Origin of the sequence: Sinanaerobacter sp. ZZT-01 (assembly GCF_035621135.1) — a bacterium.
In the GTDB taxonomy this organism is placed as follows: Bacteria; Bacillota; Clostridia; order Peptostreptococcales; family Anaerovoracaceae; genus IOR16.
In genome coordinates, this window is record NZ_CP141728.1 from 2,954,147 (window position 1) to 2,976,415 (window position 22,269).

Consider the following 22,269-nt stretch of genomic DNA (forward strand, 5'->3'; position numbering starts at 1 on the left):
CTCCCTTACTCAATAACTGCTTCTTTTGTGTACGTCATTGGTACATAACGAATGCCATCCGCAAGGCATTCTTCGCAATCAGCAGCAAATCCTAAGTGCAGATACACAGAGACAGCGTAAGGTGATGAATTAACCGTTATTTTATCGTTATTATTATTTTGAAGTACTCGGTTAAAAAGTGCTTTTCCAATTCCCTGCCTATGATAATTGCTATCTACAAAGAATAAAGTGATATGTTTTCTGTTGTTTCTAGTTGCAATCATGCCCACAAGGTCACTGTTAATGTATGCACCAAGCATTTCAATTTCATTAATAAAATCTTTATCATCTAGAATTTTCATAAAAGAGCTTACCCCTTTTTCAGAAAAATCCGCAGCTTCATATTGCATAAATGTTCTTTTTATGAGTAACAGGGCATCGCGGTTTTTGTCAGCTTCTATTTTCTCAATTCTCATATGCATCTCCTTATCGAATCGCATTTCTGCGCTCTGACGGCGTTGTATCAAATGTTGTTCCTCTGGCTTGACACCTAAAAACTATAAGTTTTCCGAACAGGTTTATCCATCTTAAAAAAATAGAGAAGTTTATCAACGCACCAGATTTTCTGCTATGATACACATATCTTCATACCATTTTTTAAAAGTTGCATGTCAATTTGCTTCTTTTAGTACAAATGTAATCTTAATCTTTTGCTTTTTCCATATTTGTGGATTCACCACTCCATCTTTTACAAAATAAGCATAATTTCGCTCTTCTTTCCATTTACTAAATAACTTGTTTTCCAGATATGGTATATCAAAATCATTTAATTCTTCCATAATTCATCTCTTTCTATATGCAATGAACTTTATCCTGTAAGCCTGAACTTTAGTTGCTTCCAACTATATAGAGCTGTATGAAATCTTCTTCATCGCACATTCCACATCCCACTTTGATCTGTACTTCTGATTGAACATGCTTCTTTATTTTAGATGTAATTTTATTAAGAACTTGTATCGGTGTATCATGGCTGCAAGATACATACACTAAAACATTCGGCACATCAAGAATTTCAGAATTAAATTGTTCATTTTGAAAAACATGTTGCATCTTATAATCCAGTGCTGTAAGTGTAGACGAAGATACCTGCACCTTCATAAAGATCAGGTGGAGCTGAAACTAAAACCAGCTGGGGACTTGTATACAACATCAAAATACAAGTACTGTTTTAAACATCATTGAAGGGATTAAAGCCATATGCCCCAATCACCATATTTAAAGATCCCGCTTCCATGATGTAGTTTACCCTCTGCCTTCAATTGTTCGAATGCATCCCTCATTCGAATAAGTATTTCAGGTCCAATATCCAACGTGTGATGGGCAGGAAATACATTCTTTACTGGGAGTTTCGCAATTTTTTTTAAAGACAAAAGATAAGCTTCCGGATCAGTAGACGGATAGTATGCAAATAATGTGTCTTTATAAACCAAATCACCTGTAAACAGATACCCTCGTTCTTTTTCAAAAAAACACATATGTCCGGGTGAATGGCCGGGTGTATGCAACACAGAAACGGAACGATTACCAAGATCAATCGTATCATGATCGCTCAACAATTTTATTGGCGTACCCTGAAAGAAATCGTAGGTGTTAACATCATAACCTTCCGGTAAATCACATCGGTCGATGACCATTTCCCTAATCTGCTCTATAGTAAGTGGAAATTCTCCATTTAGCCAATTCAGCTCATCCTTATGAGCATAAAAATCAGGAAAATACTTATGTCCACCAATATGATCCCAATGAACGTGCGTTGCCACCGCTGTAACCGGCTTGTCCGTTAACTTGATTACCTCGTCATAAATATTGCTGATACCCAACCCTGTATCAATCAAAAGGCTGCGCTCAGAACCATTAAGTAAATAGCAATGCGTTTCCTCCCAATGCCGATACTCACTAATAATGTATGTATCTTTGTCAATCTGATCTATTGTAAACCAATCACTCATTAATCAATTCCTCCCTCTTATTATTTAAATTCTCTGTTTATCGTTTAAACCAATTATATGAAGAATGGAAAGTTCAGAACTTCTTTTAATATCACTGCATAAGTTCTTTCTGCAGAAAGAACATCTTAATGAATTTAAATTAATTCCTGAACTCTTCCCACTTGTCCATCTGTTAACATTACTTTGATACCATGTGGGTGAAAAGCACTGTTAGTCAATATTTTTTCGACTGTTCCCTCTGTAAGTTTTCCAGTTTTCTGGTCCGCTTTTAATATAATTTTTACTTTTGTACCAATTTTAACATTCGCTCTATTTTGTCCGTTCATCTTCCCTCCTCCATTTTGAGTTGCAGTTTCTCCTTGGGCAGTCTGATTGAAATTCTCCATAAATATAACTTACAACAGTGCCCATTTTTTTGTTTTTGGATTGTATTCCAAATACCGCCCGATTCCCATTATATTACGCTGTCGATCCAATGATTTGTGAATATTATCCTCACAGAGGCCTACATTTTTAGCTGGATACATTCGAACTCCTGTATGAATGGAGGATACCGTACAGTTTTCAAAATCGAATGTACCTCCGCCAATGAAAAAATGATAAAGTTCGCTTAATATATCATCAGGAATTGGTGTCATACTCCTTTTGCGACCCATAAATACAGATCGAATTTTTTGCTCAATGACCGTTTTATAAGCTTTCACATCTCTCATATATATCTTTACCCAATATTCATCATCATGGCAAAGGTACAAATATTCATTATTTAGAGACGGAAAAAAGCTCTTTGTCAACGGCTTCTTCAAATGTGCAGCAAACAACAGCTCTGAAAGTTCTTCATCTGTTATTTTATTAAGATCACCTTCCGATTGGAAATCTGCCCAGCAGAAGTCACCGTAATTATATACATCCTCCGAAAGAAACAAAGGCATATCTTCTTGAGAGATGTATTCAAGACATGTATGAAGATCAAATTGTGCGTTTTCAGGAGTCCCCTTCAGCATTAAAATCCCGTTCGGAATTTGCGGTAATGCATTGATAAACACTCGGAATTCAACTCCTGTCGTAAAAACATACCCCTCTGCTTCGTTAATGTTAATATGGCATGGATAATATTTCATAGAATTCTAGCTTTCCTTTCTTTTACAAAACAGACTCACTTTAGTAAATCATATTTTTCTTTTAAAGACAAGATACGCAATACACTTTTATCGATTCGCTTCTCACTGATTTTTCCGCCTTTGACCGCGCTGTAAATTCCCTCGTAAGCTTCTTTGAAATTTTCAGGCATCAAGATAATATCAGCTCCACCTAAAATAGCCTTAACGGCAGCAGCATTAGTTGTATACTCTTGTGTAATTGCTCCCATTGCCATTGAATCAGTAATAACGACTCCATTATAGTTCATTTCTCCTCGCAGCTTCTCCTCAATCATTTCATTGGAAAGTGAAGATGGTAGATCATCAGAAGTCACGTTCGGTGCCGTAATATGTGAAATCATAATCATATCTGCATCTTTGGAAGCACTCATAAACGGAATCAGCTCGCATTCTTTTAATTCTTCCCATGTCTTTTCTGTGGATACAAATCCCTTATGCGTATCGCCTGTAGTATCACCATGACCGGGAAAATGTTTTATACAGCTCATAATTCCAGCTTTATGAAATCCCTCAATTTCTGCCGACACCATTTTTGCTACAAGTATGGGATCACTGCCAAAAGAGCGATTTCCAATCACAATATTTTTGGGATTTGTATTCACATCAGCAACCGGAGCAAAATTTAAATTAAATTTATATTGTTTTAAGTAAGACCCGATTGTAAAGCCTACATTTTTTGCACTCTCACTGTCTTCCATCGCTCCAATTTGGGCCATGCTTTCATACGTCGTTACGTCAAATTCCTTTGAATTTGCAATTCTAGACACAGGGCCGCCTTCTTCATCAATTCCTACAAATAATGGGATTTTGCTTTCACCCTGCATTTCATCAATAAACCGAGTCAATTGGATAGGTGATAAAATATTTTTTTGGAAAATTACAATGCCACCAGCATGGTATTGCTGTAATGATTCAGTCATTTGACTGCTCAATTCTGTTACATCATAATTTGAAACATCGCTGATTTGCTCTGCTGTCAAATTTGGATTAAGTGAATCTGGACGAATCATAAATAGCTGACCAACTTTTTCCTCTAATGTCATGCTACTCAGCAACTTCTCTGCTTTGCAACGTGTTTTATTAAGATGCATATCCGGTATATTATTTGCAGAATCCGAATCTTCTCCTTTTGCCGGACTGCATGAGGCAAGAGTAAAGATTGCAATGAGAATCAATACATTAATAACATTTTTTAAACTTTTTGTCTTAATATCCATACCGTCTCCTATTTTCATCTTAAGCTGAGCAGTAAATGTTCTCAGATGAAACTTTAGTTAAGTCGCTTTGTGTTATGCCTAAAGTTCTAGTAAAATTTTCAATTTATACAGGTTGGATTAAATGATGTTCAAATAAGGTGTCAAACGTATTTACTGCACCGCCATGCTCAACAATTTTACCATCTACAATCTTATCTATGTCTACTCCTGTGAAAGCCAATTTTTTATTTGTGGGCTTTATCCCAATCCATTCCCCCTTATGTGTTCCTTCCATAATGAATTCAGAAATTACAAAATCACCATCAGAATATTGGCGAATCATTTTCATCGTATAATCAGGATAGGTCTTTTTTACATCTGCAAGATGCTCTCTCATGCCTCGCAATCCAATTGGTATTATTTTTTCTCCAATTTTCAAAACACAATCTTCAGATATGTATTTTGACAGTTCTTCAAGTCGATTTTCAGAAATGATTGTCTCGTAGAAATATTTTACAATGTCTTTATTTGTCATTTTATCCCTCCTCAAATCTCAATTTTACAAATTATTTTTATACATATTCTTAACTCACACATGGAGTCATGTTTATAATGCTTGAATCTCTGTTATTGGAATGACCGGATCAGGCACGTTTGGATGTCTTCCAAGTATCTTTTCCATCCAGATCATATCATACCAGTTGCCAAATTTATAACCGCATTTTGTAAAGTGAGCTACCTTTGAATACCCTAAATGTTCATGGAAAATCGCGCTTGTATTACTGAGATACACATTTTTAACAGAGGTATATGCAATGCAGGCGTTCAAGTTGATAATGTTCTGACGTCTAAGGATATCCTCTAAAGTAAGATATAGCTTTTTGCCTAAACCCTTCCCCCTGCAATCTTGCTTCAGATAGACGGTGGTTTCAGCAGCCCAATTATATGCCTCACGTCCTTTAAATGCCGATGCATATGCATATCCAACAATGTGCTTCTCTTCCAATATTACGATGTAGGGATACATCTGCAGAGTGTCCTTGATTCGCCGTGAAAACTCAGTAATAGATGGGATCTCATATTCAAAAGAGATAACAGTATCTGTAACATAAGGGGAATAAATTTTTAAAATTTCTTCTGCATCCGCCTCCGTTGCCATCCTGATCGAGACGTTTGTGTTCACTATAAGCCCTTCTTTCATTTGATTACTAACAATATTATATTTATATAACTAATCCGCTGCGTCCTGCCTATGTATAACGCAATAATATTTAAAATAATTACATTCTGCTTTTCTTCATAAAACGAAAAAGTCATGTGTGAGGTAAATCCTCATACATGACTTTTTTTGGTGCGGTCGAAGGGACTTGAACCCTTACGGTGTTACCCACACGGCCCTCAACCGTGCGCGTCTGCCGATTCCGCCACGACCGCATATCGTGTTTTACCACGATATACATACTATCATATCTTATAGTTAATGTAAAGTTTTTTTAATAGCTGAATTCACATCGCCATTCAGAGCAACCACGATATATATCAAAAAAAGTCGGAGTAATTTCACCCTTTAAGCCACTGGAAGCACTCACACCATACGTTTTATAAAAAAGACAATAATACGGCATATCTTCACTTAAAATCTCTTTTATTTGTGAAAATGTATTTTTGCGCTGCTCTTCTGTAACACCGGACTGCATCTTATCAAGCAGTGTATCTAGCTTAGTATTAGAATAATCAGCTGGATTGGAGTGCTGTGAATGCAGTAAGAAGCGCAGATCAAAAGTTTCTGCAATCCGATATCCGCCTACATAAATATCATAATTTTTATTCGATAAAGCTGATTGATAGGCATCCCAGTTTTTCTCTTCAATCTGTACACGAATCCCTAGTTTTTCCAACCCTGTTTTTATTGTTTGTGCTGCAACTTTTCTAGAAGAGTTATCTGCATTTACAAGAAGCTGAATGGTAAGTTCTTCATTATTTGTATCTTCGAGAATTCCATCTCCATCTCGATCGATATAGCCTGCTTTCGTAAGAAGCTCTTTTGCTTTCTCATAATCAACCTTTAGTAAATTTTCTTTCTCGTCACTTCCCAAATATCCAGGATAATAAAGAGAATCATTCAGTACACCGCTTCGGAAATAGCCTGTTTCCATGATTTCTTCTGCATTAATCGTATATGCAATTGCTTTACGCACCGTCTTATCCGTTAATTTATTTACATTGAATCCTACTAACTCAATTTCATTTGATGGAAAAGGAATGGAATGTGCATCGTTGTTATTTAAAAAAGTATCACGGTTAATCTCTTTTGAAAAAGCAATGGACAAATCCTGTATCTCAAATAAATTGATCGCATCTGTTTGATCTGGAACAACTCGAAATGTTAATACGTTACTCGGTACTGGTGAGGCATGATATCCCGAAAAGCCTTCCAAAATAATTTCTTGAACTCCATTAATCTCCTTAATTTTATAAGGACCGGTTCCAATCGGCTTAAAATCGGTTGTTGCTGTTTGCATACTCTTTTCTTTTTTCGATGACGGTTTTGGCATAATTGGAAACGTTAAGTTTTCAACGGCCATATCTTTTGCTGATTTGAATGTAATGGTTATAGACTGACTCCCATTAACTGCTGCCGACTTTATTTTATTAATTGAATTCTTATATAAAAACGTACTAGAATAACTAGCAGATAAATAAGAATTGATGCTGTATTTCACATCATCTGCGGTAAAATTCGTGCCATCGTGCCACTTCACTCCATTTTTAAGGTGGATTGTAAGTGATGCCTTTTCTTGATTATACTCATAGGAGGAGACTAGTACCGGTACAGCTTGTAACGTTTCATCTAAAGCAAAAAGCCCCTCATAAATTAACTTGTTAATATAATAAGCATCTTCATCCGCTGTATTCAAAGGATTCAAGGATCGGATCTTATGAATGGGAACCTTTACTTCATTGGAGGTCGTTACCTGAGCTTGCTCTTCATCGGAATTTGATAAAAAAGGAACCGCCTTGCTGCAAGCGGTAATACTGGTACATCCCAATAAAATTGCTAAAATAAATAAAAGCTTTTTTTTAAACATTTCATTCTCCAATATATCTTTTTTTAACGGTTTATAAATTTGCCAGCAATTGATCCACTTGTGCGTATAAATTTTCCAAATCGGAAGAATTATCAATAATACTATGTGCTTTTTTTCTTTTTTCCTCTGTGCTCATTTGCTGAGAAATGCGAGCCTTTACTTCTTCCTCAGTTAAATTGTCTCGTTTCATGACTCGGCTGATTCGAAGCGTGTCTTGCATCTCTACAATCCATATCTGATCTACTATTCTATCCATTCCAGTTTCAAGCAGTAATGGAGCATCGAGAATAATGTAGGGTGCACCTTGACTGCTTTCATCCTGTAATTTTTTTAATATTTGGCTGCGTATTTTATCATGCATAATTTGATCTAACTTTAATTTTTTATCTGGATCTGAAAATACAATCTTTCCAAGCTTCTTACGGTTCAACAAACCATTTTCAAGCAAGATTTCTTCTCCGAAATAAGCAAGCAATTCTTTTAAAGCTTCCTTTCCGGGAAGTACGATTTCTCTTGCAATCTGATCTGCATCTAATACGGTTATTCCTTTATTTCTCAAATAATCTGAGACCGTTGATTTTCCGGAACCGATTCCGCCTGTAAGTCCAATCACTTTCATTTAAAGACTACCTCAATCTCTATTTTAAATCATACCAGTTATCTCCTGTATTTAAATCTACAGACAAGACCACATGCATTTTCACAGCGTTCTCCATATTCTCTGCCAGTAACTGTTTTACCTGCTCTAATTCATCCTTGTGTGCCTGTAGAATCAATTCATCATGCACCTGCAGAATTAGACTGGATTTCATTTGTTTGTTGATAAGCTCATTATGAACCTTAATCATTGCAATCTTAATAATATCGGCCGCGCTGCCCTGTATCGGAGAGTTCATCGCCAAACGTTCACCGGATTGACGTACCATATAATTGCTGGCATTAATTTCGGGAATATTTCTGCGACGATTTTTTATCGTAGTCACATAACCATTTTCTTTACACAATGCAACCTGTTCATCCATAAATGTTTTTACTCTAGTATACTTTTTGAAATATTCATCAATGTATTTTTCTGCTTCTTTTCTGCTGATATTGAGGTTTGAAGAAAGGCCAAATCCGCTCATTCCATATATCACACCAAAATTCACTGCCTTTGCGTTGCTTCTTTGCAAGCTGGTTACATCTTCTTCTGCTACTCCAAAAACTTTTGCTGCTGTAATCCTATGAATATCGTCTCCTTCATTAAAGGCCTCAATTAAAGTCGGATCTTCCGACATATGTGCTAAAACTCGAAGTTCAATTTGTGAATAGTCTGCACCAACTAAAGTAAACGCATCGCTCTCCGGTACGAATGCTTTACGCAATTTTCTCCCTAATTCCTGACGGATTGGGATATTTTGCAAGTTTGGTTCCGTACAGCTGATTCTCCCTGTCGCAGTCACTGTTTGCTGAAAATGCGCATGGAGCTTTCCTTTTGAATCAATCAAGGGCAAAATCCCTTCGATGTAAGTGCTGTTTAGTTTCGTGAGCATGCGATATTCCAAAATCAAAGGGATAATTGGATGTTCTTCCAATAATCGTTCTAGGATGTCCGCACCCGTAGCATATCCTGTCTTTGTTTTCTTCGCCCCTTTTAGTTGTAATTTCTCAAATAAGATAACACCTAATTGTTTCGGTGAGTTGATGTTAAAAACTTCTCCTGCCAATTCGTGAATTTTATCAGTTAATTCTTGTATTTGTCCGCTGATATGACCACTCGTTTCCAGAAGAGTTTCTTTATGAATGGCCATTCCCTGATATTCCATAGATGCCAATACCGTAATTAAGGGCAGTTCAATTTCATAAAAGACTTCATTTAATTCTTCAGCAGAAAGTTTTTCTTTTATAATCTGCTCTATACAAGCAACTGCTGCACACCATTTTGCTCCGTATTCTTGATATTTTTTTATTTGATCTGAAAAAAGATCCATTTGACCATTTTTAGATAAGAATTCTTTTTCATCTGGAATTTCCTGCTGCGCATAATCAAACAATATGGTCTTTAATTCATATTTGCTTCTCGTTGGTTCTAATAAATACTGTGCGATTGCACTATCAAAAGCAGTATCGAGACAATGAGCAGAAAGGCCATTGGATAAAAGCGCATAGTACTCTGTTTGTAGCTGATGTCCGGCAAATTTAAGAGAGCATGTATTCAATAGTTCAATGAATGCTTCCAAAATGCCCTCTTTTTCTGTACAAAGATAAAAGAACTCATCTCCAGTCAATAGAGAAATCCCATAAACAATCGGCTTCTCTCTGCGATTATTATCAGTGAATATTTTTAAATAAACAGTAGATTCTTTTTCAAACGCTTTCTTTATGAACTCCATATCCTCTTTTTTATCAATAGTCTGTATGAAATGAACTTCTTTTAATGCGGGTTTTTCCAGATTGTTTGAACCTTCCTGTTCTATGCTGACAGAAACACCTTCTTGTGAAAGTTTTTTTATCAAGCTGTTAAATTCCAGTTTGTGATAAAGCTCCATCAGTTTCTCATAATCCGGCTTTTGCATGAAACATTCTGAAAAATTAATATCGATCGGAACCTCAGTACAAATGGTAGCCAAGCGTTTGCTCATCATCGCCAGTTGTGCATTTTCTTCAATCTTGGTTCGCAGTTTTGCATTGCTGATTTCTTCTGTATTTTTTAAAAGGTTTTCTACGTTTCCAAACTGCAAAATAAGTTTTTGCGCAGTCTTTTCACCAACCCCGGGAAGTCCCGGTATATTGTCAGACTGATCCCCCATCAGCCCTTTGTAATCAATAAACTGCTCCGGCGTAAATCCATATTTATCAATCATTGCTTGTTTATCATACAATTCAAATTCAGAAATTCCTTTTTTTGTAATCATAACCTTTGTGATTTCTGTAGCTAATTGCAGTTCGTCACGGTCTCCGGATATAATCAATGGCTGCAAGCCTTCTTTCTCTGCCTTTTTTGAAGCTGTACCAATGATGTCATCCGCCTCAAACCCATCGATTTCAAGTATTTTTATATTCATCGCTTCTAAAACTTCTTTTAAAAGGGGAAGCTGTGCTGCAAGCTCCATAGGCATTTTTTTTCGCCCCGCTTTATACTCTTTATACTCAATATGACGAAAAGTTGGCGCTTTTCGATCAAAAGTCACCAGTATATATTTCGGTTCCTGCCCTTTTACCACTTTATTTAACATATTAAGAAAACCGTACACCGCATGGGTGTACAGTCCGCTCTTTGTCATCATAGGTCTCTGTATGGCATAATAAGCTCGATTAATCAAACTATTTCCATCTATAATAATTATTCGGTTGGTTTCCATACAATACTCCTTACTTCATTCACCTGCTCTCCATTTTCATTAACCAAAATAGTTACATGAAAAATAAAAGAGTCTTCATCTATCGTTTCATAATCTTGAAAAAGATATGTTGTATTTGAAAGCTGTTGATCCAGCCAATCTGCGTGATCTAAAATAGGTTCTGAAATATGAATGCCATCTTTTAAATTGGTTATTGTAACCTGAGTCGATTTTTCATTTCCCTGTAATTTATAGTCTTGGCGCTCACCTAAAACAGAGTTTTTTAGCATCTTTTTATAAGTCACTTGTTGTCCATTAAAAAAATCTTGATAAAGCTTCAGAGCAGCTGGTGTTATTTCTTCATAAATGGATTCTTCTAAACTGGCAGCGGAAGAATTGTTTGACTTGATTAAAGCCGTATTTTGTTGGTTGATTTTTTCAATCAAATTAGTTATTTTTGTCTCACTGCATCGATTAAATTCTTCAATTGTTCCAGAATAAGTGAAACTTCTTGATGGTTTTTCGGAAGCGGACTTTGCTAAGTTACTTTTGGAAAAAATCGCATTCTCTTCTGCAGCTGTACTTTCCGCTATTTGCTCATTCTCTCTTGCTATCGCTTCTGTTTTTTCTTTCATTTGCACTTGTGTCTTATCAGAAACAAGTGATTTTAAAGTTTGATTCTCATCGGATTCTTTTTGATCTTCATCTTCTTTTAAAGCGCCATATGCGCCATATATTTCATTCTTTTCATCCTGCTGTATACTTTTGCCCGATTCCTGTTTTTGATTTTCAATTGGAATTCCGGTTGGAATAATTACATTCCCTTCCTTTAAGAAAAAAACAGATAAAAATCCTACGACAAAGACCGCAGCTACTGCGCTAAATCGTTTCCAAATTAAGTTTTTTCGTTTTTTTCGTTCCAGCTTAAGTGCCTGCTTTAATCTCGAGTCAAATATGGTTGGAAGTGCGACTGAAGGAAGTTCATGAAGTAAGTCTAAAATTTCATTTAATTGCTCATCCTGTTCATTGATGATATCCAGTTCATCTAAGTTTTTTTTCATTTCATTCCTCCTCTCTTCCTTTCTGTATGTATAAGTTAGACGATATTTTTCTCTTTATGTTCCATAATAATCTGCTTTAGTCGTTTTCTTGCTCGATTAATCCTTGATTTCACTGTACCAATAGAACATTCCAGAACTTCTGTTAGTTCCTGATAAGAAAATCCATGAATATCGCGAAGGATAATAATTTCTTTTTGATCCGGCTGCAGAGTTTCTAAACAATCCAGTATAAACTGTGATTTTTCTTTTCGTTCCAGTGCCTCCCATGGAGTGGGTCCGGTATCCGGCAATCTAACGACCACTTCTTCCTCGTCATTTGCAAAAACAGTCGTCACTGCTTTTAAATTATTGTTTTTTCTCAGCATATCATTACATGTATTTACAACAATGCGGTAAACCCATGTGTCAAAGCTACTCTCACCCTTAAATTTCCCTAAATGGCGAAAAACTTTAATAAAACTTTCTTGTAAGGCATCCAAAGCATCCTGTTCATTACGCATATACCGCCACGCAATATTATAAGCCTTTGTTTTGCAACTCTCTATAAGCTGTTCAAAACTCGTCTCATCGCCGGTCTTTGCCCGCGTAATCAGCTCCTTCTCCCTTTTGTCCACTTTTAATCTTCTCCATTTTCCCAGTCAATTATTTGTAAAAATCGCAAGCCGCCTTTAATCCATATGCAGCTTCTGCCTTTAAAATGGCACGATTGATTGCTCTTGCCATAACTTCCGCAGCCAATGCTCCGACAGCATCCGGAAGAACCTCAACTTCACTGGTTGCCAGTGTAAAAACAGTATCTCCATCTGCCATAGTGTGCACAGGGCGAATCGCACGTGCAAGTCCGTTTTGTGCAATCGAAGCGAGCTTATTTGCTTGTGATTTTGTTAAAATTGCATTTGTTACAATACACCCTATTGTTGTGTTCCCATTAAAAACATTTCGATTTTCATCGTATTGTGCATACATAATTTCCTCTGTATTGCCAATGCTTTTATAATCTTTATTTAGAATACCGGCTAATCGTTTTCCGCTGTCTATGTCAATAATATCACCCAAAGCATTGACGGCAACGATAGCTCCAACCTGTAGCTTCCCAATCTGCACCGCATACGTTCCCAGTCCGCCCTTCATCATACGCTCTGGTCCTAGGAATTTTCCTACGGTTGCTCCAGTTCCAGCTCCTACATTTCCTTCCAGCAGTGTGGCTTCAGAAGCATTTTGGCAAGCCTCATATCCCATTTGTTTATCCGGTCTGCATTTGGGATCTCCAATGACTAAATCAAATAAAGAAGCGCCGCAGACAATGGGTACGTAACCAACTTGTACATCAAAGCCTTTTCCTCGTTCCTCTAGATACTGCATTGCTCCACTCGCAGCGTCTAACCCGTATGCACTTCCTCCGCTGAGCATTACCGCATGAATCTGTTCGATCATATTAATCGGCTTTAAAAGTTCCGTTTCTCTGGATGCCGGACCGCCGCCTCTTACATCAACCCCTGCATATGCGCCGTTTTCACAAAGAATCACCGTACATCCGGTTCCGCCTTCTTTATTCTGTGCATGACCTATTTTAATTCCCTTTATATTTGTTATGCTGATTTCTTTCATTGTTCCACCTTTTGCAGTGCATGTCTTAATAAAATCATAGAAGTCACGGTTCCAATTCCACCGGGAACCGGGGTAATTGCTGAAACGTGATCGCTTACGGATTCATAATCTACATCACCACACATGCCTTCTGGAGTGAAATTTATACCTACATCGATAACAACCCCTCCGGCTTTGAAATATTCTTTTCCAAAATAATTTGCTTTACCGATCCCAGTAATAACGATATCTGCCTCTGATGTAATCTTTGCCAAATCTTCTGTTTTAGAATGGCAGACAGTAACCGTAGCATCCTGTTCTAAAAGCAGCAATGCCAGCGGTTTTCCCAGAACCATACTTCGATTCACTACCACAACTCTTTTTCCTTTTAACGGAATATTATAGTATTTAATCAATTCCATAACTGCTTCCGGTGTACATGGTGCAATGCGTTCAAGTTCTCCTAAAAATAGCTTTTTCAAATTGACCGGATTCATACAATCAATATCTTTATGCGGAGAAATCACTTCACCGATGTGCGCTTCATTTAAATGCTCAGGAAGAGGACGAAAAATTAAGATTCCGATGACTTCCTCCTGCTCGTTGTAACCGGATATCTCTTGAATAAACTTTTCTTGCTTTATAGTTTCATCAAGGTAAACCACATCTGCTTTTAAATTAATCTTATCACAATTTTTTAAAATTCTCTGCTCATAAGAAATATCTTCCGGGTTATTTCCTAAGCGAAATATTATAATTTTCGAATTTGGTCTATTTTGGTTTAACCAATTGCAGCGATTGATTAAGTCATCTGTTACTTGTTCTGCGACTCTTGCTCCTTCTAATCTCATATGTCCTCCTGCAAGCGATTTTCTACATAAGTATATATTTCATCTGCCAAAGCAGTTCCGTTTTCTACTAGGCGATTCATCCTATGGTAGTACAATTCTTTCTTCCCAGTATCCTTAAGCAAATTCAGATTGATCTGCACATTCAGCTTCGCACTTAAAATTGCTGCTTTTAAACAGGCTGCACCGACTCCGGCATCACTTAAAACCAATGTGCTGCCTTTCACTGCGTATGTTTTCATGAAACCAAGTGCCTTGCAAGCTTCCTCTAAGACCTCTATTGGAGTTTCAATTGCCAAAATCAAAGCTTCCTGTGTCTTTTTCTGTTTTGTCTGCTTTTCTTCTTCTGTATCACTGGATAGGCCATATGCAACTGCTAAAGGCGCAAAAGCAGATGCATCTTTTTGCACCAAAAGCTCTAAGCCTTCCAAAGAGTTTTTGGATGCTTCAAGCAAAGCTTGCATTTCATCTTGTACTTTTGCATATTTGGGTTTTCCGATGGTTAAATTTCCAACCATCATGCCCAATGCCATCCCAATGGCACCTACCAGAGCAGATGCACCGCCTCCGCCGGGCACCGGTTGTTTGGAGGATAAATCTTCTATAAATTTTTTGCAGCTGTTTTCTAACATGAATAACTCCTCATTTTAAAATAAGCCTGTAATTGTTCCATCTTTACTGATATCAATGCGTTCAGCAGCCGGACGTTTTGGAAGTCCCGGCATCGTCATAATATTACCAGTCAAAACAACTAAGAATCCCGCCCCTGCCGAGACACGAACTTCTCTTACTGTAATATCAAAATTACGAGGTCGTCCTAATTTTTTTGGATCGTCCGATAAAGAATATTGCGTTTTTGCAATACAAACCGGAAGTTGTCCAAAACCAAATTTCTCTAACTTCTCTATATTTTTCTGTGCTTCTTCTGTTACAAGAATTCCATTCGCTCCGTAGATTTTTTTTGCAACTGCTTCAATTTTTTCTATTATAGAAGATTTTACATCATAAGCAAATTGAAAATGATTTGCTTCGGTCTCCATGATAGAAAGAACTTCGTCTGCAAGTGCAAGGCCACCCTCTCCACCTTTTGCCCATACTTCGGATAAAACTGCTTTTACGCCGATGACTTTACACTCTTCTTCGATGCATGACAACTCATTTTCCGTATCGGTTGGAAAACGATTGATTGCGACAATTGCGGGAAGTCCATATACCTGCTTCATATTTTCCACATGTTTTAATAAGTTTTCGATTCCTGCCTTAAGTGCCGGGATGTTTTCCTCATTTAATTCATCTTTACTGCACCCGCCATGCAGTTTTAATGCACGTGCGGTTGCAACCACAATGACTGCGTCAGGATGAATTCCGCAGCTTCTGCATTTAATATCCAAGAATTTTTCTGCGCCAAGATCCGCTCCGAACCCCGCTTCCGTAACAACATAATCTCCAAGTTTCAATGCTGTTTTAGTTGCAATGACACTATTGCATCCATGTGCAATATTTGCAAATGGGCCGCCATGAACTAGAGTCGGTGTATGCTCTAAAGTTTGAACCAGGTTTGGCAAAATTGCTTCCTTCATCAAAGCGGCAACCGCCCCTTGTCCATGCAATTGACTTACATGAACCGGATTCCCTTCTATATCATATGCAACGAGGATCTTTCCAACTCTCTGTTTAAAGTCATCCAAATCATCAGCCAAACATAAAATCGCCATGATTTCCGATGCTGCCGTAATATCAAAACCGTCGGATCTTGGTACTCCGTTTGGTTTTCCTCCAAGTCCGTCTTCTACATAGCGCAACTGACGGTCATTCATGTCCATACAGCGTTTCCAAACCACCCGTTTGGTATCTATGTTCAGTTCGTTCCCTTGATGTATATGGTTGTCAACCAATGCAGCAATTAAATTATTTGCGGTCGTAACTGCATGGAGATCTCCTGTAAAATGTAAATTCAGTTCTTCCATTGGTACAACCTGTGCATATCCACCGCCAGCTGCTCCACCTTTAATTCCAAAAACCGGTCCCAACGATGGTTCTCTCACAGCAATTACTGTTTTCTTCCCCATTCTTTGCAAGGCATCTCCTAGTCCTACCGTTGTCGTCGTTTTTCCTTCTCCTGCAGAGGTGGGGTTAATAGCGGTAACTAAAATCAACTTTCCATTTTGTTTTTCTTTTGCAGCTTGAATCCGGTGAGAATCTAGTTTCGCTTTATATTTACCATAACCCAGCAAATCATCCTCGATGAGATTCAATTTCTTTGCAATTTCCTCCACCGGTTTCATTTTTGCTTCCTGGGCAATTTCAAGATCACTTTTGTATTTCATCTTCCCCTCCGTACATAATTATAATATATTTATTTTACAATTTTTTGTTAAAAAAAGCAAAACAAAAATAGAAAATCCCGAATGTGTCGTCAGGCCACTAATTCACACCCTATCTAGTGATAGGTGGGTTATCTGTTTCGAACTTCTGTCTTCCACTCAAGGGAGGCTTGACATAGGTATCGAAAACGCGAAGTCCCGTGAACATAATGTAGGTTAAATTACATAACCTTAACGAACACCTCAGGATCATACTTTTATTATATTTTATCAAAGAAAAATTATGCAGTTGCTTCTGAAGCCTTTCTTGTAAACAAGTATAACAGATTTGCCATGAAAATCAACCGTTACAAAAAAATTTACAGGTCCAAATTCAGGCAGATTGGAAAATATAACATAATTTTCATTTAAAATTTATTCATATAAATCAATCGTGCAATTTGTATAAACTTTTTGCACATCATCATTGTCTTCTAAAATATCAATCATTTTTTTCAAGTTTTTGATATCGTGTTCTTCCGTAGGAGTCGCTTCAATTGAAGGCACTAACTCAATATCCGCTTCTACAAATTCATACCCTGCATCCTTTAGTGCGTTGCTAACATCACTAAAGGCATCCGTAGACGTCTGAATTTCAAAACTGTCATCGTATGCAGCCATATCGTCCATACCAGCTTCCAAAGCAGTCTCCATCAAAGTTTCTTCCTCAATTTCATCTGTTTTCTCAATCGTAATGATTCCTTTTCTTTCAAACATATAGGAAACACAGCCAGGAACTCCTAAATTACCACTGTATTTATCAAATGCATGTTTAATCGCCGCTGTCGTTCTGTTTTTGTTATCCGTTAAAACATCCACAATAACTGCGACACCGCCGGCACCATATCCTTCAAAGGTTCCATTCTCATAGGATTCTCCTCCTAATTCGCCGGTACCTTTTTTTACCGCTCTATTAATATTGTCATTCGGCATATTAATGCTTTTTGCTCTTTCAATGGCATGCTTCAAAGAAACATTATATTCAGGATCGCCTCCGGCCTTTGCTGCAACGGTAATTGCTCTTGCATATTTTGTAAAGACAGCTGCTCTTTTTGAGTCTTGAGCGGCTTTTCTGCCTGCGATCGTTCCATGTCTACCCATGAATCTTCCTCCTCTTTGATTTTTTGCTACGGAACATTATACCACAATTTTTGTTAAAAAAAATTTATTTTTGTTATTTCCGGAGTTTTTTCTACCCGATGTGCTCTATTGAGTGATCATCTACTACATCTTTTTTACCTTTTTCTAAATTACGAAATGCAGTTGCCATCATTAATTTAATCCGGTTTAATTGATTCACATCACTGGCTCCCGGATCATAATCAATTGCAGCAATGTTAGCCAGCGGATGATAATTTCTGAGCGCTTTCATCATTCCTTTTCCTGTTACATGATTAGGCAAGCAAGCAAACGGCTGCAAACAAACGATATTTTCAACCCCACTATCCAGCAATTCTACCATTTCTCCAGTCAAAAGCCATCCCTCTCCGCACTGGTTGCCCAGTGAAGTGATTTTTTGTGCTTTCTTTGCCATTTCTTTAATGTACAAAGGAGAATGAAAACGTTTACTATTATCAAGAACTTTCCGAGCAGGAGCACGCAACCATTCAATTAATTTGATTCCGATCATTCCCAAAAGCATAGATTTATAAGAACCATTTAAATAATGATAATTAAACTCCTTGCTATACATACCATATAAGAAAAAATCAATCAAATCCAAGACGACAGCTTCTCCACCTTCCGCTTCAATAATTCCTACAATATCATTGTTAGCCGTTGGATGGTATTTTACTAAAATTTCTCCGACAACACCAACCTTTGGTTTTTTTGTATCGTAAAGAGGCAGGTGGTCAAATTCTTCTACCAGCTTGCTTAGATTTTTCTTGAATTTTATGAAGCTTCCTTTTTCTACATTTTCTTTCGCAATTCTGGACCATTTCTCGTAAAGTGCATTTGCAGAGCCTTTTACTTTCTCATATGGCCTCGTTGCATAAAGAACACGCATTAAAACATCCCCGTATACAAGCCCCATCCCTGCACGTTTTAAAATTCCCGGAGTAAATTGAAATCCCGGATTATTTTCTAACCCTGAGGCGTTCGCAGAAATAACTGGTATCTGTTCCATCTTTAAATCCAGCAGAGCTTTCCTTAAAAGCGGAATGTAATTGCTTGCACGGCATTGTCCTCCTGTCTGTGAAAGTACAATTGCTGTTTTATTTAAATCATATTTTCCTGATTTTAATGCGTTGATAATTTGTCCTAAGGTTACCATGGTCGGATAACAAGCATCATTATTTACATATTTTAAGCCTTCCTCTACAGCATGCTTGTCGACAGACGGAAGCAGCTCCGTTTTGTATCCTCCATGCTTCATAGCAGCTTCTATAAACTGAAAATGCATCGGCGACATCTGCGGAAGTAAAATAGTATATTCTTTTTTCATCGATTTAGTAAAGATTTTTCTTTCAAAAGCCTTTTCTTCCATGCTGTGTTTTATATGGTTTTTTGTCCGTTCTTCCATCGCTGCTTTTAAAGAGCGGATTCGTATTTTGGCTGCACCTAGATTTGTTCCTTCATCAATTTTTAAAGCCGTATACAGCTTGTTTTTCACCTTTAACAATTCTTCTACTTCATCTGTCGTTACGGCATCCAAACCACATCCAAAACTTGTAAGCTGAATCAGTTCAATGTCATCGTTTCTCCCTGCAACCTCAGCCGCTTTATATAATCTGGAGTGATACATCCATTGATCTAAAATTCGAATCGGTCGATAAAGATTTGTAAAATGGGAAACGGAATCTTCCGTTAAAACAGCCATTCCAAATGAAGTAATCAGCTGGTCAATTCCATGGTTAATCTCAGGGTCCAAATGATATGGTCTTCCTGCTAGTATAATTGCTTTTTTATTATGCGATTTAATATACTTAATGGCATAAGCCCCTTGACGTTTGATATCATCTTTAAAACGCTTATCTTCTTTTCTGGCCTCTTTTACCGCCTTTCTTAGTTCCTCCATACCTAGATTCAAGTCCCTTAAAACAGAATATAATCTTCGAACCAAACGTTCATCGTTGTCATATGGTAAAAATGGATGGGTAAAATGCACCCCTTTTTCTTTAAAAATGTCATCCATATTATTTGAAATAACCTCTGGATACGTTCCTACAATTGGACAATTATAGTGATTAGGAGCCTGCGGATCTTCGTTCCGTTCATAGTTGATATTTGGATAGAAAATCCATTTAACGCCTTGGTTTACTAACCATTTAATATGCCCATGAACCATTTTGGCCGGATAACATGCCGTATCGGAAGAAATCGATTCCATTCCCATCTCATAAAGATGCTTTGAGGATTTTGGTGAAAGAACCACACTAAAACCTAATTGCGTAAAAAAGGTAAACCAAAAAGGATAATTCTCATACATATTTAATACGCGCGGAATCCCTATTGATCCTCTTGGTGCATATTCTTCGGAAAGCGGAGTATAGGAAAACAAGCGTTTATATTTATATTCGAAAAGATTCGGCAAATTAGAATTTTGTATTTCTTTTCCTGCACCTTTTTCACAACGATTTCCGGTAATAAATTTTGCTCCGTCATTAAATTTATTTATCGTCAACAAGCAATTGTTTTCGCACCCTTTGCAACGTGTATGTGTATTGATAACCGTAAAACAATTCATTTGATTGAGTCCGATAATTGTAGATTCGGTTCCTTCAATATAATTTTCTTTTGCAATCAAAGCGGCTCCAAATGCTCCCATCAATCCAGCAATATCCGGCCGAACCACTTCTTTTCCCATTATTTTTTCGATACTGCGTAGTACTGCATTATTCAAAAATGTCCCGCCTTGTACTACAATTTTATTACCAGCTTCTTCCGTATCCCTCAGCTTGATTACTTTATATAAGGCATTTTTTATGACGGAATAAGAAAGGCCTGCCGATATATCACCAATCGTCGCACCTTCTTTCTGTGCCTGTTTTACTTTGGAATTCATAAAAACCGTACAACGTGTTCCCAAATCAACTGGTTCTTTTGCAAATAAAGCTTCATTTGCAAAGGATTCTACTTCCATATTTACAGATTTTGAATACGTTTCAATAAAAGAACCGCACCCTGAGGAACAAGCTTCATTGAGCATAATATTATAGATCGCATTGTCCTTTATTTTCATGCATTTCATATCCTGCCCGCCGATGTCTAAGATAAATTCGACACCAGGTAGAAATTCCTGTGCTGCTTTATAATGTGCCATCGTTTCAATTTCGCCCATATCTATACCGAATGCAGCTTTAATCAGCCCTTCTCCGTATCCGGTAACGGTAGAGTTTGCAATATAAGCACTTTCAGGAAAGGATTCATATATTTCGCGAAGTAGACGCAGTGTTGCTTCAAGTGGCTTTCCCTCATTGTTTCTATAGAAAGAGTACAAGAGATTTTTTTCATCATCAATTAGAGCAGCTTTTGTTGTTGTAGAGCCTGCATCAATTCCCAAATATAATTTTCCTCTTGCTTTTGAAAGATCTTTTCTCTTTATTTTATTTTGATCATGACGTTCTTTAAATGTTTTATATTCATTAAAATCTCTAAAAAGAGGCTCTAGATGCTTCGTTTCTGACAAACTGTTTTTTCCGCTTTTTTTCATTTTTTCTAAAATGGATTCTAAAGTAATTGGTTCGTTTTTTGCAGATAGAATTGCAGCACCAATTGCAACGTAATATTTCGAATCATCCGGAAAAATTATCTGCTCTTCTTTCAACTCCAGCGTTTCAATAAAACGCATCCGAAGCTCGGACAAAAAAGATAATGGGCCTCCTAAAAAGGCAATATTTCCTTCAATGCTTCTTCCGCAAGCCAATCCGCCGATTGTTTGATTTACAACGGCTTGAAAAATAGAAGCAGCTAAATCTTCTTTGCTTGCCCCTTCATTAATCAATGGTTGGATGTCAGTTTTGGCAAAAACGCCGCAGCGTGCTGCAATCGGATAAATCAATTTATGACTCATTGCAGCTGTATTTAACCCCTGTGCATCTGTATTTAATAGAATGGCCATTTGGTCAATGAATGCTCCCGTACCCCCTGCGCAAGTCCCATTCATGCGCTGTTCAATTGTATTTCCATAAAATGTAATCTTTGCATCTTCGCCGCCAAGCTCAATCGCAACATCAGTATGCGGTATAAACGTTTCTACCGCTTTACTGCATGCAATGACTTCCTGTTCAAATGGAACACCAATTACATTTGCAAGTGCAAGACCTCCTGAACCGGTAATGCAAACCGTTGGTTGAATCTCCGGCATTTCTTGATGCAGTAATTGCAATAGTTCCTGCACCTTATCAAACACATTAGACATATGCCTTTCATACCGGCGAAAAATTATATTTTTCTGTTCTCCCAATAACACCACTTTTACGGTTGTGGATCCCACATCAATTCCTAATCTCATAAATGACTCCGTTCCTCCTATGTCACCCCGCCATTTGTCAGTGAATTTTTAAAATAATCTGTGTTTCTACATATATATATATATGATTGGATATTATACCACAAACCAAATTTAAAAAATAGATATTCCTTTGTAAAGTTTTTTACCAAAATTGTAAAATTTCTATAGAAACCAAATCTTGTACAAACTATTATTTTAAAAC

20 protein-coding genes, 1 tRNA gene and 1 other RNA gene are annotated in these 22,269 nt (G+C 37.2%); all 22 read right to left on the reverse strand.

What is annotated here, in order from left to right; all coding sequences use genetic code 11:
- Positions 1-5: 5 nt before the first annotated feature.
- The 22 genes from U5921_RS14305 to U5921_RS14410 all read right to left on the reverse strand — a co-directional run bounded on the left by U5921_RS14305 (position 6) and on the right by U5921_RS14410 (position 22,067).
- A complete protein-coding gene (locus U5921_RS14305; RefSeq protein WP_324824134.1) occupies positions 6-455 on the reverse strand; it encodes a GNAT family N-acetyltransferase in 450 nt (149 codons plus the stop codon).
- 195 nt (positions 456-650) lie between these two features.
- Positions 651-818 carry a hypothetical protein gene (locus tag U5921_RS14310; RefSeq protein ID WP_324824135.1) on the reverse strand — a complete coding sequence of 56 codons (168 nt, stop codon included), beginning with the start codon at positions 816-818 and terminating at the stop codon, positions 651-653.
- A gap of 49 nt (positions 819-867) precedes the next feature.
- Positions 868-1,089, reverse strand: a complete 222-nt coding sequence (locus U5921_RS14315) for a hypothetical protein (RefSeq protein WP_324824136.1) — start codon at positions 1,087-1,089, stop codon at positions 868-870.
- A gap of 137 nt (positions 1,090-1,226) precedes the next feature.
- On the reverse strand, positions 1,227-1,988 hold the full coding sequence (locus U5921_RS14320; protein ID WP_324824137.1) for an MBL fold metallo-hydrolase: 762 nt from the start codon (positions 1,986-1,988) through the stop codon (positions 1,227-1,229).
- A gap of 134 nt (positions 1,989-2,122) precedes the next feature.
- Positions 2,123-2,314 carry a YwbE family protein gene (locus U5921_RS14325; RefSeq protein ID WP_324824138.1) on the reverse strand — a complete coding sequence of 64 codons (192 nt, stop codon included), beginning with the start codon at positions 2,312-2,314 and terminating at the stop codon, positions 2,123-2,125.
- Between the two features lie 69 nt (positions 2,315-2,383).
- Positions 2,384-3,109, reverse strand: coding sequence for a hypothetical protein (locus U5921_RS14330; protein WP_324824139.1), 726 nt, complete (start codon positions 3,107-3,109; stop codon positions 2,384-2,386).
- Positions 3,110-3,144: 35 nt separating this feature from the next.
- A complete protein-coding gene (locus U5921_RS14335) occupies positions 3,145-4,365 on the reverse strand; it encodes a glycoside hydrolase family 3 protein (RefSeq protein WP_324824140.1) in 1,221 nt (406 codons plus the stop codon).
- 103 nt (positions 4,366-4,468) lie between these two features.
- On the reverse strand, positions 4,469-4,879 hold the full coding sequence (locus tag U5921_RS14340) for an ester cyclase (protein ID WP_324824141.1): 411 nt from the start codon (positions 4,877-4,879) through the stop codon (positions 4,469-4,471).
- Positions 4,880-4,951: 72 nt separating this feature from the next.
- Positions 4,952-5,545 carry a GNAT family N-acetyltransferase gene (locus tag U5921_RS14345; protein ID WP_417765018.1) on the reverse strand — a complete coding sequence of 198 codons (594 nt, stop codon included), beginning with the start codon at positions 5,543-5,545 and terminating at the stop codon, positions 4,952-4,954.
- A 148-nt stretch (positions 5,546-5,693) separates the two neighbouring features.
- A tRNA-Leu gene (locus U5921_RS14350) sits at positions 5,694-5,778 on the reverse strand.
- 59 nt (positions 5,779-5,837) lie between these two features.
- A complete protein-coding gene (locus tag U5921_RS14355) occupies positions 5,838-7,433 on the reverse strand; it encodes an ABC transporter substrate-binding protein (protein ID WP_324824143.1) in 1,596 nt (531 codons plus the stop codon).
- 31 nt (positions 7,434-7,464) lie between these two features.
- On the reverse strand, positions 7,465-8,052 hold the full coding sequence (gene coaE / locus U5921_RS14360; protein ID WP_324824144.1) for a dephospho-CoA kinase: 588 nt from the start codon (positions 8,050-8,052) through the stop codon (positions 7,465-7,467).
- 19 nt (positions 8,053-8,071) lie between these two features.
- Positions 8,072-10,774 (reverse strand): DNA polymerase I, encoded by a 2,703-nt coding sequence (gene polA, locus U5921_RS14365; protein WP_324824145.1) that lies wholly within the window; start codon positions 10,772-10,774, stop codon positions 8,072-8,074.
- Positions 10,756-11,814: a hypothetical protein gene (locus tag U5921_RS14370; protein ID WP_324824146.1), complete on the reverse strand. Its 1,059-nt coding sequence runs from the start codon at positions 11,812-11,814 to the stop codon at positions 10,756-10,758. Before U5921_RS14370 ends, polA begins: the two co-directional genes overlap by 19 nt.
- A gap of 35 nt (positions 11,815-11,849) precedes the next feature.
- Complete coding sequence (locus tag U5921_RS14375) at positions 11,850-12,428, reverse strand: RNA polymerase sigma factor (RefSeq protein WP_324824147.1); 579 nt, start codon at positions 12,426-12,428, stop codon at positions 11,850-11,852.
- Between the two features lie 28 nt (positions 12,429-12,456).
- Complete coding sequence (locus U5921_RS14380; protein ID WP_324824148.1) at positions 12,457-13,422, reverse strand: P1 family peptidase; 966 nt, start codon at positions 13,420-13,422, stop codon at positions 12,457-12,459.
- Complete coding sequence (locus tag U5921_RS14385; protein ID WP_324824149.1) at positions 13,419-14,252, reverse strand: bifunctional 5,10-methylenetetrahydrofolate dehydrogenase/5,10-methenyltetrahydrofolate cyclohydrolase; 834 nt, start codon at positions 14,250-14,252, stop codon at positions 13,419-13,421. The genes U5921_RS14380 and U5921_RS14385 overlap by 4 nt, the downstream gene beginning before the upstream one ends.
- Positions 14,249-14,881, reverse strand: a complete 633-nt coding sequence (locus tag U5921_RS14390) for a cyclodeaminase/cyclohydrolase family protein (RefSeq protein ID WP_324824150.1) — start codon at positions 14,879-14,881, stop codon at positions 14,249-14,251. The genes U5921_RS14385 and U5921_RS14390 overlap by 4 nt, the downstream gene beginning before the upstream one ends.
- A 15-nt stretch (positions 14,882-14,896) precedes the next feature.
- Positions 14,897-16,576, reverse strand: a complete 1,680-nt coding sequence (locus U5921_RS14395; RefSeq protein ID WP_324824151.1) for a formate--tetrahydrofolate ligase — start codon at positions 16,574-16,576, stop codon at positions 14,897-14,899.
- A 70-nt stretch (positions 16,577-16,646) separates the two neighbouring features.
- Positions 16,647-16,826: non-coding RNA, 6S RNA (gene ssrS, locus U5921_RS14400), on the reverse strand.
- A gap of 161 nt (positions 16,827-16,987) precedes the next feature.
- Positions 16,988-17,713, reverse strand: a complete 726-nt coding sequence (locus U5921_RS14405) for a YebC/PmpR family DNA-binding transcriptional regulator (protein ID WP_324824152.1) — start codon at positions 17,711-17,713, stop codon at positions 16,988-16,990.
- A gap of 91 nt (positions 17,714-17,804) precedes the next feature.
- Complete coding sequence (locus U5921_RS14410) at positions 17,805-22,067, reverse strand: acyl-CoA dehydratase activase-related protein (RefSeq protein ID WP_324824153.1); 4,263 nt, start codon at positions 22,065-22,067, stop codon at positions 17,805-17,807.
- Positions 22,068-22,269 lie beyond the last annotated feature (202 nt).